This is a genomic window from Fusibacter ferrireducens (assembly GCF_015352425.1).
Taxonomy (GTDB): domain Bacteria; phylum Bacillota; class Clostridia; order Peptostreptococcales; family Acidaminobacteraceae; genus Fusibacter_A; species Fusibacter_A ferrireducens.
Map to the genome: position 1 here is coordinate 62705 of NZ_JADKNH010000009.1, position 16119 is coordinate 78823.

Here is a 16119-nt window from a genome sequence, read left to right on the forward strand (position 1 = left end):
AATGGATATAAAAATTTTAATCGTAGACGATTCCAGTACCGATATGCTTCTAATCAAGAGCATATTAGATGGATATAACTTGGTTTCAGCTTGTGACGGTGTTGAAGCGATGGCATTGTTAGAAACTGATCCGGATATTGATCTCATGATCCTAGATCTCAATATGCCCCGTATGAATGGTTTCGAAGTACTGGAAGCCATGAAGGCAAACTCAGACTTTCAGAAGATTGCAGTGCTCATATTGACCAATTATGATGAACTTGAAAATGAAATTCTTGGTTTAGAACTCGGTGCTGTGGATTATATACGCAAACCTCTAAACTTAGAATCTCTAAAGCGCCGAATCCAAATCCATGTCAAACTCAAAAGTGCCAGCAGATCGCTTGAAGAAATCAATACCATTTTGGATCAGACTGTACAAGAGCGCACAAAAGAGTTGTTGTTGACGCGTAGCATCACCATTAAAGCCCTTATGAATCTATTGGAAACTCGAGATTTGGAATCCAGCAATCACACACACAGAACACAATGGATTATTAAGTTAATGTGTGAGCACCTTCGAAAAAAAGAACCCTATAAAACCCTATTGACTGATGACTATATTAAGGAAATCTTTGAGACAGCACCCTTGCACGATATTGGAAAAGTTGGCATTGCAGATTCCATCTTGCTAAAACCTAGCAAACTTACTCAAGAGGAATTTGAAATCATGAAACAGCATGTGGATTTTGGTGTAAATGCGCTCAGAGTTGAAATTCAAGATAGATTACTGCCAAGCTTTGTCAGAACAGCTATGGAGTGCATCAGCGGCCATCACGAGAAATTTGATGGTACAGGCTATCCGAAAGGTCTAAAAGGTAACGAAATTCCGCTTCCAGGCAGGCTCATGGCAATCGCCGATGTCTATGATGCATTGATCAGCAAACGCGTCTATAAAGAAGCCTTTTCCCATGAAATCGCACTTGAATATTTAAAAGAGAACCGCGGCAGGCATTTTGATCCTGATCTCGTGGATGCCTTTATGGAAATCAAGAATGATGTCAGAATAATCGTTGCAAAATTTGATCAAACACATTAGAAAAGGGGGCGCACAATGCAAACAAACTCAAAAAAAACGGTTCTTCTCGCCCTCGTTTTAATTGCCAATCTTCTACTGATTTCTGTGGCCTCAAGCACCACCATTCCCACTATACCTTTAACGTCTGAAGAACTCACTTTCATAGAGACGCATCCCATCATAAACTTGGCGGTGGATCCTCAATTCTACCCCTATGAATTTTTTGATTCAGATGGCAACTACAAGGGCATCGCTGCAGATTATATCCATCTCATTTCAAAAAAAACGGGGCTTCAATTTAAAATGGCTCAAGATCTCACTTGGGAATCCGCCTATGAAAAGGCTGTTCTCGGTGAACTGGACGGTCTTTCATGCGTTCTAAAGACAAAGACCAGAGAATCATACTTTCTTTTTTCAGAGCCTTATTATGATACTTATCGCGCTATTTTTGTCAACAGAGAAAATAAGACGATTCATAATTTCGATGACTTGAAAGGTAAAAATGTAGCTGTGCAGAAAAACAGTTCTCATCATAGCTATCTTGCAGACTATCCCGACATCCATTTGAATATTTACACAACCGTTGAAGATGCACTTAAAGCTGTTTCAAATAAGAAGAGTGATGCCTTTGTGGGAAACTTTGCAACCTCTACTTTTATTTCTAAAGAAATCGGCATCACTAATCTCAATTATATAACCATAGCTGACCAACTCCCTCAATCTCTTCACTTTGCCATTAGAAAAGATTGGCCTGAACTTGTAAGCATTATAAATAAAGCACTGGCTGATATCACTAAAGAAGAGCAAATCACCATCAACAACACTTGGATTGGCGTTGACAGCAAAGTCAATTATCAGGAGATTTATAGAATTGCCGGTATAATTGGTTTGCTTGTATTGCTTGTTTTAATTGTGTCCTTCTTTTGGATTATCAAATTAAAGAAAGAAGTCAAACTTCGAAAACAAATTGAGGCCGATCTAAAAGTTGCAAAAGACGATGCTGAACTTGCAAATCAAGTTAAATCCATCTTCTTAGCACGCATGTCGCACGAGATAAGAACGCCTCTCAACGCCATTACAGGTATGTCATATATCCTTCACAGAACAGAACTGAGCACGACTCAAAAACTTTATCTGGAAAAAATCACACGCGCTTCAAGAGACATGCTCAGTATTATAAATGATATTTTGGACTTTTCCAAAATTGAGGCTGGTAAGATCGAACTGGAATCGATACCTTTTAACTTAGATGAAACCATCGAACAAGTCATCAATATTGCCTCTCATAAAATTGAGGAACAGCGCATACAATTTTCTATGCACAAAGACACTCAAATACCCACTTTTTTCTTAGGCGATCCCAAAAAGATTGGACAAGTTTTGCTCAATGTTGTGAATAACGCCCTTAAATTCACCAAAGACGGTGAGGTTTCTTTGCTCATCCGATTGGTTGCAAAAGTCAAAGACAATTACATTATAGAATTCAGTGTAAAAGATACTGGCATAGGTATGTCAGAAGAGCAGCTACAACACTTATTTGTTCCCTTTAATCAAGCGGATTCAAGCATCAGCAGAAGATTTGGCGGTACTGGCCTCGGCATGTCTATCGTTAAAACCTTCGTTGAACTCATGCAGGGCAAAATTGAAGTTTTTAGCGAACTCGGTGTGGGCTCCACTTTCAATATACAGTTGCCACTTGCAATGGATTACAACAAGGATTACGAAAAACGCAAAGCGGACGCTGCACTCTACTTTAAAAATATAAGAGCGCTCGTATATGATGCTTCTTTTTTCTACTCGAATTTGCTCAAAGAATATCTTCAATCTTTCAATATTATTGCTGATTTTGCTCAAACAGAAGAGCGCACAATTGAATTTCTTGAAAAGGCAAATCAAAGCGGCAGCACACCGTATAATCTGTTGATTATAGATTATGAATCCCCAAGTATGAATGGCATCGAATTTTGTAAAAAGCTAAAGCAATTAACCCCTGCAGATGAATTTCCTAAGACCATTCTACTGGTACCACTTTCCAGAGTGGATCTTTTCGATACACTTGAAGTTGCCGAACTCAACTTGGGTATTGCAAAACCCATCATTCCATCCGTCTTATATAACGGTATTGTTGAATTATTTAAAATTAATATCCTCGAAATTCACTCTGAAAATGCACAGTATATCAAAGAGCGCCCCTTGGGCGATATGGATGAAACGATTGATCCGGATAACATGGACCCTCAGCCAAATGAGCCTTATCAGATTCTTGTGGTTGAAGACAATTTGACCAATCAGTTTATTGCAAAATCGCTCTTAGAACAATGCGGTTATCAGGTGATCCTCACAGAAAACGGCCAAGTTGGCGTGGACTATTACAGAGCGCATCCAGATGACATCCAACTTATTTTAATGGATTTACACATGCCCGTGCTCAATGGTTATGAAGCCAGTGCACAAATTAGAGCCATCGATCGCCAAGTCCCCATTATTGCCATGACTGCCGATGCTATCACAGGTGTTGAAGAAAAATGTCGCGCTTCCGGCATAACCCACTTTATTACAAAACCCTTTGAACCTGAGGACTTCATCCGAAAAGTGCGTTCGATACTAAAAAACCTCAACCAAGAAATGTCCTTATCCTCTGTAACTGGAGATACTGTAAGACATGCAGCACTTGATTTTGAGAAGGGATTAAAATCCGTAGGCGGCAATAAGGACTTATACATGATGGTTCTAAAAACCTATTTTACAGAAAATCAAAATGTGGGCAAATCACTTGAAAGCGCCATTAACAGTCATGCTTATGACGAGGCATTTCAAATCGTCCATAAGATTAAAAGCAGTTCCGGCAGTATCGGCGCCAATGCAGTTCACGAAATGGCTGCGACACTGCAAACAGCTCTAAAGGATGTAAAAGAAGATCAGATCGAAGAACTGACCACGCCATTTATAAAATTGGTCCGTACTGTGCTTGATGAAATTGATGTGTTATGTAATGCAGATTAGATCTATTTAGAGAAATCGTTTTATTTAAAAATTATTTTATTTTGTGAATTCGCTTTATTATAAGGATTGGTTTTATTCTGATGATCTCTTCTATCTAAAATCATAAAATACCATGAGTCCAGTTCTTTAAAACTGGACTCATGGTATTTTAAAACATTAATACATCACTTAGCCGCCTAAGTAGGCCTTCTTAATGCTCTCATCATTGAGAAGTTCTTTTGCATTTCCAGACATGGTAATTTTGCCGGTTTCAAGTACATACGCTCGATCTGCAATTTGAAGTGCTTGGTTTGCATTTTGTTCAACAAGCAATATCGTTGTACCGCTTTTTTTGATTTCTTGTATAATATTGAAGATTTCTTGTACCAATAAAGGAGCAAGTCCCATAGAGGGTTCGTCCATCAGCAACAATTTAGGTTTAGACATCAGCGCACGCCCAATGGCCAGCATCTGTTGTTCCCCACCGCTTAAAGTTCCTGCAGGCTGGCTAGTTCTCTCCTTTAATCTTGGAAAGTACTCAAATACGCGTTCAAGATCTTTCTCAATGTGGGTTTTATCCTTGCGAATGTAAGCCCCCATATAAAGATTCTCTTCAACTGTCATCTTTGCAAAAACACGTCTGCCTTCAGGCACATGCGCCATGCCAAGATAGACCATTTGATGTGGCGCCAGTTTACTCAAAGGCTGATCGTCAAATAGTATCACACCATGCGTAGGCTCCATTAATTTTGAAATGGTCTTTAAAATGGTGGTCTTGCCAGCGCCATTGGCACCAATAAGGCTCACAACTTCACCTGCGCGTACTTCAAAACTGACGTTTTTAATCGCATGGATCTTATCGTAATAAACATCTATATTCTCTATTTTTAACAAACGCTCACCTACTCCCCTAAATAAACTCTGATCACATCCGGATTATTCCGGGTTTCCTCTGGCGTGCCAACTGCAATGATTTTTCCGTAGTCAAGCACTGCAATCCTTTCACAAATGCCCATAACAAGATGCATATCATGCTCAATCAACAGAATGGCGATATCAAACTGCTTTCTGATCAGTCCAATCGTTTCCATTAACTCATGCGTTTCCTGCGGATTCATACCAGCAGCCGGTTCATCTAACATTAGAATTTTAGGTTTTGTAGCAAGTGCTCTGGCAATCTCTAATTTTCTCTGTTTACCATACGGCAAATTTTTAGCAAGTGTTTCCGCATAATCTTCCATATCGAAAATTTTAAGGAAATCTAAACATGCCTTATGTGCCTTCTTCTCATCTGCCCAATATCTGGGCAACCTCAAAATCCCTTCAAGCGTCGAGTATTTGAGTTCATGATGATACGCGATCTTGATATTATCTAAAACGGTAAGATCCTTAAATAATCTGATATTTTGAAAGGTTCTTGCCGCACCTATTCTCACAATTTCATATGGTTTTTTGCCCACAACGCTGACGCCATCAATTTTGATATTGCCTTCCGTTGGTGCATACACACCTGTGAGCATATTAAAAACAGTTGTTTTCCCTGCACCATTCGGTCCAATTAAGCCCACGAGCTCATGCTCATCAATAGAGAGATTAAAGTTATCTACTGCTCTCAAACCGCCGAATTGCATGCAAATATTCGTTGCTTCTAATAACGCCATAGACTTTCCCTCCTATTCTTGTTCACGTTTTAGCAATGCGTTTTTACGCATCTGATATCGGTCATAAAAACCTTGCCATGAAAACTCACCGGTACCAAAAATGCCCTTTGGTCTGAAGATCATCATGATAATCAGCATGAACGAATATAATAAAAGTCTGTAGTTCGCAAAACTTCTAAGCGCTTCTGGCATAATTGTAAGCACAATTGCGGCAAGTATAGAGCCTGTTAAACTACCCATACCTCCCAAAACGACAATGACAAGAATTTCTACAGAACGCATAAAGTTAAACGTATTCGGATCCAAAAATGCAATGTAATGTGCATATAATCCACCGCCAATACCTGCAATACTAGCAGCTATGGCAAATCCCATGACTTTGAAATGTGTCGTTTTAACCCCCACTGCTTCAGCGGCAATCTCATCTTCACGTATGGACAAAATAGCACGTCCCTGACGTGAATGTGTCAATCTATACAGGAAGAGCACTACCAAAACCGTAATCCAAAACACATTGTCAAAAGTCGAAATCTTTGGAATGCCTGTGAAGCCTTGCGCTCCCCCAGTTGCTTTGATATTGTTGATCACCACGCGTATGACTTCCCCAAATCCAAGTGTTATGATGGCTAAGTAATCCCCTCTCAGTCTGAGCGCAGGTACACCTATGACAATGCCCACTAGAGCGGATGCCACCGCAGCCACTGCCAGAGAAATAATGAGCATCACGAGATCAGGCATACCTTTAAAATTGGCCTTAAGTGCGACAGCCGTCATTGCAGATACATAGGCCCCAACTGCCATAAATCCAGCATGTCCAAGTGTTAATTGACCTAAAAAGCCTGTGGCTAAATTAAGACTTGTGGCCAGTATGATATTGATCATAATGAAAATAATAATCCCTTGATGATATCTACTGATCACACCTGTGCCCATTAAAACTTTCAATAAAATATAAATCGCAATGATAACCAAAATATTAATCGCATAGTTTTTGAGTATTTTTCTATCCATCTCTACACCTTCTCTTTCTCGTTCTTGCCTAAAATCCCTGTGGGTTTAAAGAGCAAAACGACTATTAGAAGGCCAAAAACAATAGCGTCTGACCACTGACTGGATATATATGCTTTTGAAATGGTTTCGATCATACCTATGACAAAGCCTCCTAAAACCGCTCCAGGTATAAGACCAATCCCTCCCAAAACAGCGGCAACAAACGCTTTTAGACCTGGCATAATCCCCATCGTTGGATAGACTTGCGTATAAGTTATACCGTAGAGAACACCTCCCAGTGCACCTAGTGCAGAACCTATTGCAAAGGTAATACTAATGGTCTTGTTCACATTGATTCCCATTAAGACTGAAGCATCCTTGTCTTCTGAAACAGCACGCATGGCTTTTCCAGGTTTCGTCTTCTTGATAAAAACATCTAGAATCACCATAAAGACTATCGCCAATATTAACGTGGTAAGTGTTACTGTACCAATCTGTAACGATCCAATATTAATCGGCTTTTTTTCAATAAGCACAGGCATAATTTTGGGATCTGCTTTAAAGATTACAAGTGTTAAGTTTTGTAAAAACAAGCTCACACCAATGGCTGTAATAAGCGCAGAAATACGCGGTGCGTTTCTCAAAGGCTTATACGCCAACTTTTCAATAACAATCCCCACAATTGCCGCCATGACCATGGATATGAATAAAACAATCGGAAATGGAAATCGACTGGATATGGCCACTACAAATGCAAAATAGGCCCCAGCCATCATGACTTCTCCATGTGCAAAATTGATAAGTTTTATGATACCGTACACCATTGTATATCCTAAAGCTATAAGGGCATAGACACTCCCCACAGATAGCCCGTTGATTATTTGTTGTAAAAAAAGAATCAAATAACTTCCCCCATTCTATATGAGTTGAATTCAATTGAATTCAACTGCTATACTGATGATTATTTATCTCTTTAAATTGCTATTATTACTATGCATCAGTTCACTTACCCTTTTAAAAAACAAGTGACTGAAACAAATGTTTAGTGTTTCAGTCACTCAAATGATTAGTTACCTGATACCTTAGCTGCTAATTTATGACCACCATTCACAATTTGGATAATTGAAATATCTTTAACTGGGTCTCCATTTGCATCGAATGTCACATGACCTGTAACGCCATCTGCATCTGTTTTTGCAAGTTCTGAAATAATAGCTGCCGCCTCTGTCGAACCTGCTTTTTCAATTGCTTTTGCCATGATATAAGTTGAATCATAGGCTAATGCCGCAAGGGCACTTGGCGATTTGCTCCACTCTGTCTCATATGCTTTGACGAAGTTTTGAACAACCTCATATTCATCTGTTTTAGAATAGTGATTTGCAAAATAATGACCTTCTGCCACTTCTGCATAATCCGCTTCTATGCCATCCCAACCATCGCCGCCGATTGCAACAATATCCAAACCAAGTTCTTTAATTTGAGAAAGGATAACGCCGACTTTGGCAACATAATCTGGCAAGAATATGACATCTGGATCTTCTGCTGCAATCTTAGTTAAAACAGCTTTAAAATCTGCATCGTTTTTAGTGTAACCCTCATAATTTGTCACTGTGCCTGTAGCTGAAAATTTCTCATTAAATGCCACAGCAAGACCTTCTGAGTATGGGTCTTCAATATTGTATAGTACTGCTGCTTTTTTAGCCCCTAATTCCTGTGCTGCAAACACTGCTGCAGTAGCCCCTTGATATGGATCAGTGTAACATGCTCTAAAAATGTTAGCCGCATCCAATGTGACTTCTCCATTGGTTGCTGTTGGCGTCAATACTGGCATATTATCCGTCTTTGCGATTTCCTTAATGCTTAATGTTGTCCCACTAAATGTACCCCCGATTAAACCGATAATACCATCTTGATCTCTCAATCGGTTATACGCATTGACAGCTTCAGTTTTATCGCCCTTACTGTCATAAGCAATAATTTCAATTTGTTTACCATTGATGCCACCAGCAGCGTTAATCTCTTTAGCTGCAAGTTTAGCCCCTTCTTCTACAGAAGTGCCATACATACTGTAGTCACCCGTTAAAGGCCCGATGACCCCTAATTTAATAACAGTCACTTCTTCTGCTTTCGCGCCACAACCTGAAAGTAATGTGGATAGCATCAATACCAATGCCATCACTAGCGCCAATCTCTTTGAATTCATATCTAATTCCCCCTTTAATCTTGGATCTATTCATCATATTTTTCTCTATCTCATCTCATTAAATGAAAATATTTCTAAAATATGTGAATAATCTCTTTATATTAAATATGTGAAACATTTTATTACATTTCATACAAACATTCAAATATTTTTTTGATGCATCAATCGTATTTTATTCATAAATATTAATTTTTCTTATTTTTTTCGTCTTTTTTTGCAATAAATTTCCGTGTATTGCGGACACATATGTTAATGTTATATCAATCACGAACTATAGAGACAAAACTGTCACACCTTTTGCTTTTGAGTTTTCCCAATTTAAAAAGCATATCTTACGGTTTGCCAACCATCAGATATGCTTTACGATCTATTTTCCACGTTTATTTTTAGGATCTCAGAATTACGATTTCATTGCTCTCATTTTTTTCATTTCTTCTCGCTCTTGAATGAGTTCCTCCACCAGAGCACTGAAGGCCCAAGTTAAGTTATGAGGTGTTGTGCCTGCAAATATAGGCCTTTGCATGGTCACCTTCTTAGAGGCTTCTATAAATCGATCTAATTCAGAATGTGACGTTCCACTGAAGATAATGGTCGGAATAAGTGTGTATGCCTCTGCAACTGGCAAATTCGCCAGATTAAGTGCTTCTTGTTCTAAAAGGGTGCCCAAGGTCTTGTGAATCTCCGATTCAGAAATAACCACAATTTCATCGATACCTGATTTTTGTCTACAGAGTTCAATCAGTTCAAGTTCTTGTGCATTATAACCGTAAACTAGAATACAATTTCGACCTATTTTGCGTTCTTCGCTCTCACGATCTATTTTTTCAAATGACATATTCCTACTCCTTGAATTTATTTTTCTGTACTTCAAATCTGCTTTATGTTTTCATGCCCTTCTCAGTAGTGCGTATAAAAGCGGGTAGATAGCTCTACTGATAAAAAGCGGATTAAGCTCTAATGACTTCTATATCATAGCCATCTGGGTCTGTCACAAAGTAAAATCTCGGTGGATTTCCCGGCAATCCCATCAGCTTGGTCACTTTGTAACCCATTTCAATATGGCGTTCTCTAGATTGTTCTAGATTTTCCACAGATACTGCAAAGTGGGAGAACCCGTTTCCAATCGTATAGGGCTTTTCTGGATTATAGTTATAAGTCAACTCGATTTCATAGTTTCTATCTTCATCGGTTAAGAAAACCAACGTGAATTCGTCTTCTGGAAAATCTTTTCGAGTTCTTTCCACAAGTCCGAGAGCCTCTTGGTAAAATTTTAGCGACTTGTCTAAGTCCATAACTCTTATGCAGGTATGCAACATTTTATACTTCATGTGTTCCTCCTTAAATTAGACGATGTTCTATTTACAATTAGTCCTTCCATGACACGATTTCATTTAATCTCATCTATAAACGCATCAAAGTCTCCTCAATGACTCTCTAAAATACGTTTTAAAATATCGAGTCGCAAAATACAGCGATATCGAGATCACTTTCTGGTCTTGCTTCTGCACGACTATAAGATCCGAATACGATTATAAAAAGAGGAGAAAATCTTTTATTCAAATAATCGACGCACATATTAGTGATCTCTTGAGATAATGAGTTCATTGTCTTATCCTCATTTACATGGTTTACTCCATTATAATTCATTTCATGAGGATCAGCAAATTATAAAAAGATTGAAATTTATTATAAAAAGTGTTATGCTTCAAGCGGTGAATCCACACGGATGACCTTATTACATAATAATCAAATACAAAATGACACGTTAGAAGATTATATATGAAAGAGCTTGTATTTTAGAGCTCTTTTTTGATGATAAAAGAAGAGGTAAGCATATGTTAAAAGTGGATCAACTATCCTACTCGTTTCCCCAAAAAGATTTATACGACAAAATTTCATTCACATTAGAAGATGACCAACACTGTGCCTTTATCGGTACCAGCGGCAGTGGTAAAAGTACCCTTATCGACATCATTAGAGATCCTGAAGAGTATATGTACGATGGCAAGTTAGAGCTATTGCCAAACTGCAGAATAGGCTATGTCAGCCAATTTTCACAACTGGACAGGACAAAAGATACCACTGTTTTTGAATATATCGCAGAAGTTTTTATCGCTTTGCAGGACAAAATCGCAACACTCTGCACTGAGATGGAAACCGCCACGGAACTAGAGACACTTCTCGAAGAATATCAACATGCACTGGACGCATTTGATGCCATTGACGGCCATGATTTTGAAAGCAATATCCATAAAAAACTCAATCTCGCCAATTTAATGAAACATAAAGATTTAAAAGTGTCTGAACTCAGCGGTGGTGAATTTAAACTCATTCAAGTGATCAAGGAAATGCTCAACAGCCCAAACCTGATGATCATGGATGAACCAGACGTCTTTCTAGACTTTGAAAATCTAAACGCCCTTAAAGAACTCATCAATGCGCACAAAGGCATCTTGCTTGTGATCACGCATAACCGATATCTGTTAAATCATTGTTTCAATAAGATTATTCACCTTGAAAATAAGGAACTGCAAGAGTTCGACGGCCGTTATATCGATTATAATTTCTCACTGCTTCAAAAGAAGATTGAACTCCAAGAGTTGGCGATTGCCGATAATGAAGAGATTGAAAGAAATGAAATCCTCATCGAAAAACTTCGAAAAATTGCAACTTACGATTCAGAAGCAGCCAGAGGCAAATCTCTAAAAGCACGCATTAAAATTCAAGAACGCCTTGAAGCTCGTCGGATCAAAGAACCCTTTGTGGCCATTAAACAACCGAGTATTCGATTGAAGGCTGATCACGAAGTCATGGATACCTTTGCCCTAAAAGTATGTGATTACAAGGTTTCATTCGAAGACGTCCTCTTGGAAAATGTCAACTTTGAAATCGGCTCCACGGACAAAGTAGCTCTCATAGGTGCAAACGGTACCGGCAAAACAACTCTCATGAGAGACATTCACAAGAATAATCAAGAGTCGATCTCTACAGCTGAAGGCGTCCAAACGGCCTATTTATCTCAGCTTCAAGAGGAAATACTAGATGAATCCAATACCATACTTCAGGAATTCTTCGATGCTGGTTTCAATACTTATGGTGAAGTCAGAGCTCATATTCGTGGTTATGGTTTTGAAGAAGAAGTCATGGATCAAAAGATCAGTTCACTCTCTGGGGGCGAAAAAAACATTTTACAACTTGCAAAAGTGGCCGCCCAAGGTGCTAATTTTTTATTGCTTGATGAACCAACAAGTCACTTAGACACCTATGCACAACTGGCACTTGAAAAAGCCCTTATAAACTACAAAGGTGCAATACTCATGATCTCTCATGATTACTACACCATTGCCAACTGCATGGACTATGTTTTGATCATCGAAAATAAAACGATTCGAAAGATGAGTATGCGTAAATTTAGAAAGATGGTCTATGAACGCCATTTTGACAAGGACTATTTAGAAATTGAACAAAAGAAAAAGGCCGTTGAAACACAGATTGCTTTAGCCTTAGAAGCAACTGATTTTGAACTTGCAAAAGGATTATCCGAAGAACTGGAAGCGTTGATTAAACTGCTTTAATTTTCAACACTTCAACCTGACAATGCGTACGTTTCAAAAGCGGTTTTAACAATGCGCCTTAAAGCTTCAAGCACGTCAAGATTTTCTTCCAAGCTCAAACCATCTACAGTGAGTGCACGCTGTTTTGTACAGCCGTCAACTGCACCTGCCGACACCATCGCCTCGAGCAGTTGAGTCTCCATTGAGCAATCATGGAGCAACATCTTTTTTTCCAACATTGAGAGGACAGCTGCCAAAGCATGTCCACCCCAATTTGAAACCCCTGCAACAACAAGATAATCTGCGGAAGTCACTGCACTTATATATGCGCCCTTTTTCACATACTTGTGAATTAGGGGGGCAACCTTGCCCATGCCGATTTCATTGCCGCCATCCCCCACAGCTAAGGTCACAATACCATGTCTTTTGGCATTTATGAAAAGGTGATCTGCATTGGATACCATGTCGCTTAGATCTTCCCCTCTCATGGAGTAATAATGACCATCTTGAGCCATCCCTGGTCTTTCAATGGCAACAATATGAGTCGGCTTATAAGTTTGAATGATCCCATCACAAAATGGCTCTGCACCTTCTCTTGGGATGACTTCAATAGGCGCTTTAACTGCCTTAATCCGGCAGCAATCCCGTAAGATACGCTCTGTGAAGACATCGGTTACAAGGACGACACACTTCCCAAGCTGTTCTAGGGCACTTGCCAAAGCGATGGCTCCTAGAGGGCCATCCGTTTCACCTGTCAGACAATCTCTTATGACAAATCCCGTGACAATCATCACCGTTTTCGATAGATAAAGTGATTTCGCTCCTGCTTCGGTTTCTCCAACCAATTGAACTCTATCCATGCCCCTGTTCTCAAGATGCCGTCCAATAATTTTATCAATTTCACTATAATAGATTTGGTTCATAATTCCTTCACCTCATATCTATAGCATTGCTTTTAAAATACTCTGTTTATCCGTTCGAATATCATTTCAAATCACTTGATTTCTTCCACCACGACTTCGTATTGCTTCTCTTTAACCCTTATCGAAAATATTCTCGCTCTTTCTGATACAACGATCTCATTTTTTTCATAGTATGCCGCCAGATCCGTCAAAGTTTGCTCTTGCGCTTTAATCATTTGGTGTGCCTCATCAATCCTTACAGCACTGAACCTGACTTTGTCACCCGGTTTCAGTTGAGCGAGACGAGATATATCACAAGAGATCACATTTGCTATTTTGGCATAGCCGCCTGTTGGCTGCCTATCTGCCATCATGATGATGGGCTCACCGTGACTGGGAACCTGAATAGCACCTAAGCTGATGCCCGAAGAGATTATATCGGCACCTTCTCTATGCTCTATTTTCGCTCCCTCCAGCCGATAACCCATTCGATCACATTGGTGCGTCAAAATATATTCATTACCGAGAAAGGTCTTCATCCCCTCAGGTGTAAAGCTGTCATCTTCAGGTCCTAGAATCACTTTCACATCAATAGAATCGTCATAGACAGGGATCACTTCCTCTGGCATTTTTCTCAGATTAAAATATCGATTTTTTGAAATCTCTTTTATGCTGAGAACTGCACCCACTCGTAGTTTGTCTCCCTCTAAACCGCCAATGCGGCCTCTTAAGTAAGTCGATGCACTGCCCATGATTTTTGGCAAGTCAAAACTGCCCCTAACTGCCAAGTAGACTCTAAAACCTTCATATACTTGACCAATCTTTAATATACTGCCCTTATGAACACAGACCGTCTCGTACATATTTACTGAATTGCCATCTAATGTTACAGGGCATTTTCCGCCTGTTAAAGCGATGTAAGTCTTGGCGGTAAATTCTATGCTAGGTCCCTTCATGGTAATTTCAAGGACCACATCATTTCTGTGATTGCCCACTAAAATATTGGCAAGCTGCATGGCAAACGAATCCATAGCACCTGCCACAGGAACCCCATATTGCTGGTAACCTTTTCTGCCATCATCTTGAAACGTTGTCAAAAGACCGGGTTCAATAATTTTCATATGGCTCATCTATCTTACTTACCTTTCACATAAATCGTCTTTTTTACCTGATAGGTCCCCGCAGAAACCGCACGGCTGATCTCATCGTATTCATCTTTTTCAATGGGATCAAAACTTATATACTGACCCGATCGGAGTAAAACCGCAGGTTCTCTATTTGGATCAAATAATACAATTGGCGTTCGACCAATCAATTGCCATCCACCCGGACTATCAATGGGATATATGCCAGTTTGATTGCCTGCAATCCCCACGGAGCCCTTGGTTATTTTCTCACGTGGAGCGCTTAGACGTGGTGTTGAAATAGCATCAGACATTCCCCCTAAATAGGGAAATCCAGGCGTAAATCCCAGCATGTAAATGAGATACAGGCCATTGCTATGTATCTGGACGACTTCTTCAACCGTCAGATTATTATAGGAGGCCACATATCCGATATCTTCGCCATATTCTCCCCCGTAAAGTGTGGGCATATGGACAATTTCTGAAGGCGGTAACTCAATTTCATGCACAGAACTTTCTATTGCCTTCAGATAGGCAACCATTTTTTCATATGTGATTAAAAGGGGATCATATATTAGTAAAATGGAATTATACGCTGGTATCAGTTCAACAATACCATTGCAGGGGCATTGTTCTATACTGTAAACCAAACCTCTAATTTTATAATGGATCGCCTCAGAAATTGTATTGCCCACTTCTATGAGAACACCACGATCTCCAGATAGGGCATATTTACATTTGGGATACATGATGTTCTCTACCTTTCTCGATTCTAAAACCATGCTCTAAACCAACTTTGAACCTTCTTGGCTATTATACAATAGCCAGTTTATGGTTCTCAATATCTGTTATAAACATATGCCCTGGCGCATGCGTAATCATGATCTCAGGTTTTACTTTCATGGCAACTGCCTGCGGCGTCACACCACAGGCCCAAAATACGGGTATCTCATTTGCCTTAATCTCTACCGGATCACCGAAATCCGGATTGTGGATATCCCTTATACCGATGAGTCCCGGATCTCCAATATGAATAGGCGCACCGTGAACCCCAGGATACCTTGAGGTTATCCTTATGGCTTGAATCACTTTATCTGGCGTCATCGGCCTCATACTCACCACTGTGGGGCCTGAAAAAATCCCTGCAGGCTCACACATGATATCCGTCACATACATGGGCACATTACAGTTCTGTTCTATATGCCTTACTTCAATCCCTTCGTTCATAAGCGCGGATTCAAAAGTAAAGCTGCACCCCAGTATAAAGGAGACAAAATCCGTTCTCCACATTGAGTTCAAATGGTCATACTCGCCTTCAAGAATGCCCTTTTTATACACCCTATACTTCGGTATGTCCGTGGCAATATCTGAATCCTTCGCAATTTTTAACGTTTTGATTCCAACATCACTCACTTCTAGAACTGGGCATGGCTTTGGATTGCGTTGCGTGAACAGTAAAAAATCATACGCCAATGCCTTGGGCAGTATCACCAAGTTGCCTTGGGCGTAGCCGTGACACATTCCAGCAGTGGGCGATTTAACCTCATTGTTTCTGATCATCTGCCTCACTTCAGCAGGGGTACACGAAGATAAATCTCGCATCTTTTACCTCCTTTTTCATAAGAGTTTGGTCTTATTTAAGGTTT

General features: G+C 39.7%; 15 protein-coding genes. 3 read left to right on the top strand and 12 right to left on the bottom strand.

Annotated features, from left to right (window positions below; genetic code table 11):
- The first annotated feature begins 1 nt into the window (after window position 1).
- Window positions 2-1078, top strand: coding sequence for an HD domain-containing phosphohydrolase (locus ISU02_RS15000; protein ID WP_194702655.1), 1077 nt, complete (start codon window positions 2-4; stop codon window positions 1076-1078).
- A 15-nt stretch (window positions 1079-1093) separates the two neighbouring features.
- On the top strand, window positions 1094-4060 hold the full coding sequence (locus tag ISU02_RS15005) for a response regulator (protein ID WP_194702656.1): 2967 nt from the start codon (window positions 1094-1096) through the stop codon (window positions 4058-4060).
- Window positions 4061-4228: 168 nt separating this feature from the next.
- Here ISU02_RS15005 and ISU02_RS15010 read toward each other — a convergent pair whose 3' ends face one another.
- The 8 genes from ISU02_RS15010 to ISU02_RS15045 form a co-directional block, all read right to left on the bottom strand.
- Window positions 4229-4933, bottom strand: coding sequence for an ABC transporter ATP-binding protein (locus ISU02_RS15010; RefSeq protein ID WP_194702657.1), 705 nt, complete (start codon window positions 4931-4933; stop codon window positions 4229-4231).
- A gap of 8 nt (window positions 4934-4941) precedes the next feature.
- Window positions 4942-5700: an ABC transporter ATP-binding protein gene (locus ISU02_RS15015; protein WP_194702658.1), complete on the bottom strand. Its 759-nt coding sequence runs from the start codon at window positions 5698-5700 to the stop codon at window positions 4942-4944.
- A gap of 12 nt (window positions 5701-5712) precedes the next feature.
- Complete coding sequence (locus ISU02_RS15020; protein WP_194702659.1) at window positions 5713-6711, bottom strand: branched-chain amino acid ABC transporter permease; 999 nt, start codon at window positions 6709-6711, stop codon at window positions 5713-5715.
- 2 nt (window positions 6712-6713) lie between these two features.
- Window positions 6714-7589 (bottom strand): branched-chain amino acid ABC transporter permease, encoded by an 876-nt coding sequence (locus ISU02_RS15025; protein ID WP_323985052.1) that lies wholly within the window; start codon window positions 7587-7589, stop codon window positions 6714-6716.
- Window positions 7590-7756: 167 nt separating this feature from the next.
- Window positions 7757-8893, bottom strand: a complete 1137-nt coding sequence (locus ISU02_RS15030) for an ABC transporter substrate-binding protein (protein WP_228727841.1) — start codon at window positions 8891-8893, stop codon at window positions 7757-7759.
- Window positions 8894-9293: 400 nt separating this feature from the next.
- Window positions 9294-9728, bottom strand: a complete 435-nt coding sequence (locus ISU02_RS15035; RefSeq protein ID WP_194702661.1) for a DUF3783 domain-containing protein — start codon at window positions 9726-9728, stop codon at window positions 9294-9296.
- A gap of 112 nt (window positions 9729-9840) precedes the next feature.
- Window positions 9841-10221, bottom strand: a complete 381-nt coding sequence (gloA, locus tag ISU02_RS15040) for a lactoylglutathione lyase (RefSeq protein ID WP_194702662.1) — start codon at window positions 10219-10221, stop codon at window positions 9841-9843.
- Between the two features lie 118 nt (window positions 10222-10339).
- Complete coding sequence (locus ISU02_RS15045) at window positions 10340-10498, bottom strand: nucleotidyltransferase domain-containing protein (protein ID WP_194702663.1); 159 nt, start codon at window positions 10496-10498, stop codon at window positions 10340-10342.
- 230 nt (window positions 10499-10728) lie between these two features.
- On the opposite strand from ISU02_RS15045, the gene ISU02_RS15050 reads away from it, so the two are divergent.
- Entirely contained in the window at window positions 10729-12468 is a 1740-nt protein-coding gene (locus ISU02_RS15050; RefSeq protein ID WP_194702664.1) for an ABC-F family ATP-binding cassette domain-containing protein, read from the top strand.
- A gap of 11 nt (window positions 12469-12479) precedes the next feature.
- On the opposite strand, the gene ISU02_RS15055 is transcribed toward ISU02_RS15050, so the two are convergent.
- The 4 genes from ISU02_RS15055 to ISU02_RS15070 all read right to left on the bottom strand — a co-directional run bounded on the left by ISU02_RS15055 (window position 12480) and on the right by ISU02_RS15070 (window position 16075).
- Entirely contained in the window at window positions 12480-13370 is an 891-nt protein-coding gene (locus ISU02_RS15055; RefSeq protein WP_194702665.1) for a DUF4392 domain-containing protein, read from the bottom strand.
- A 71-nt stretch (window positions 13371-13441) separates the two neighbouring features.
- On the bottom strand, window positions 13442-14470 hold the full coding sequence (locus ISU02_RS15060; RefSeq protein ID WP_194702666.1) for a 5-oxoprolinase subunit C family protein: 1029 nt from the start codon (window positions 14468-14470) through the stop codon (window positions 13442-13444).
- A 14-nt stretch (window positions 14471-14484) separates the two neighbouring features.
- Entirely contained in the window at window positions 14485-15222 is a 738-nt protein-coding gene (gene pxpB, locus ISU02_RS15065) for a 5-oxoprolinase subunit PxpB (RefSeq protein WP_194702831.1), read from the bottom strand.
- A 64-nt stretch (window positions 15223-15286) separates the two neighbouring features.
- Window positions 15287-16075: a putative hydro-lyase gene (locus ISU02_RS15070; protein ID WP_194702667.1), complete on the bottom strand. Its 789-nt coding sequence runs from the start codon at window positions 16073-16075 to the stop codon at window positions 15287-15289.
- Between the last annotated feature and the right edge of the window lie 44 nt (window positions 16076-16119).

What these genes read in the sequence shown, in the direction of transcription:
- ISU02_RS15000 (WP_194702655.1), top strand. Translation starts at nt 2, where the DNA reads ATGGATATAAAAATTTTAATCGTAGACGATTCCAGTACCGATATGCTT.
- ISU02_RS15005 (WP_194702656.1), top strand. Translation starts at nt 1,094, where the DNA reads ATGCAAACAAACTCAAAAAAAACGGTTCTTCTCGCCCTCGTTTTAATT.
- ISU02_RS15015 (WP_194702658.1), bottom strand. Translation starts at nt 5,700, where the DNA reads ATGGCGTTATTAGAAGCAACGAATATTTGCATGCAATTCGGCGGTTTG.
- ISU02_RS15020 (WP_194702659.1), bottom strand. Translation starts at nt 6,711, where the DNA reads ATGGATAGAAAAATACTCAAAAACTATGCGATTAATATTTTGGTTATC.
- ISU02_RS15030 (WP_228727841.1), bottom strand. Translation starts at nt 8,893, where the DNA reads ATGAATTCAAAGAGATTGGCGCTAGTGATGGCATTGGTATTGATGCTA.
- ISU02_RS15035 (WP_194702661.1), bottom strand. Translation starts at nt 9,728, where the DNA reads ATGTCATTTGAAAAAATAGATCGTGAGAGCGAAGAACGCAAAATAGGT.
- gloA (WP_194702662.1), bottom strand. Translation starts at nt 10,221, where the DNA reads ATGAAGTATAAAATGTTGCATACCTGCATAAGAGTTATGGACTTAGAC.
- ISU02_RS15045 (WP_194702663.1), bottom strand. Translation starts at nt 10,498, where the DNA reads ATGAACTCATTATCTCAAGAGATCACTAATATGTGCGTCGATTATTTG.
- ISU02_RS15050 (WP_194702664.1), top strand. Translation starts at nt 10,729, where the DNA reads ATGTTAAAAGTGGATCAACTATCCTACTCGTTTCCCCAAAAAGATTTA.
- ISU02_RS15055 (WP_194702665.1), bottom strand. Translation starts at nt 13,370, where the DNA reads ATGAACCAAATCTATTATAGTGAAATTGATAAAATTATTGGACGGCAT.
- ISU02_RS15060 (WP_194702666.1), bottom strand. Translation starts at nt 14,470, where the DNA reads ATGAAAATTATTGAACCCGGTCTTTTGACAACGTTTCAAGATGATGGC.
- pxpB (WP_194702831.1), bottom strand. Translation starts at nt 15,222, where the DNA reads ATGTATCCCAAATGTAAATATGCCCTATCTGGAGATCGTGGTGTTCTC.
- ISU02_RS15070 (WP_194702667.1), bottom strand. Translation starts at nt 16,075, where the DNA reads ATGCGAGATTTATCTTCGTGTACCCCTGCTGAAGTGAGGCAGATGATC.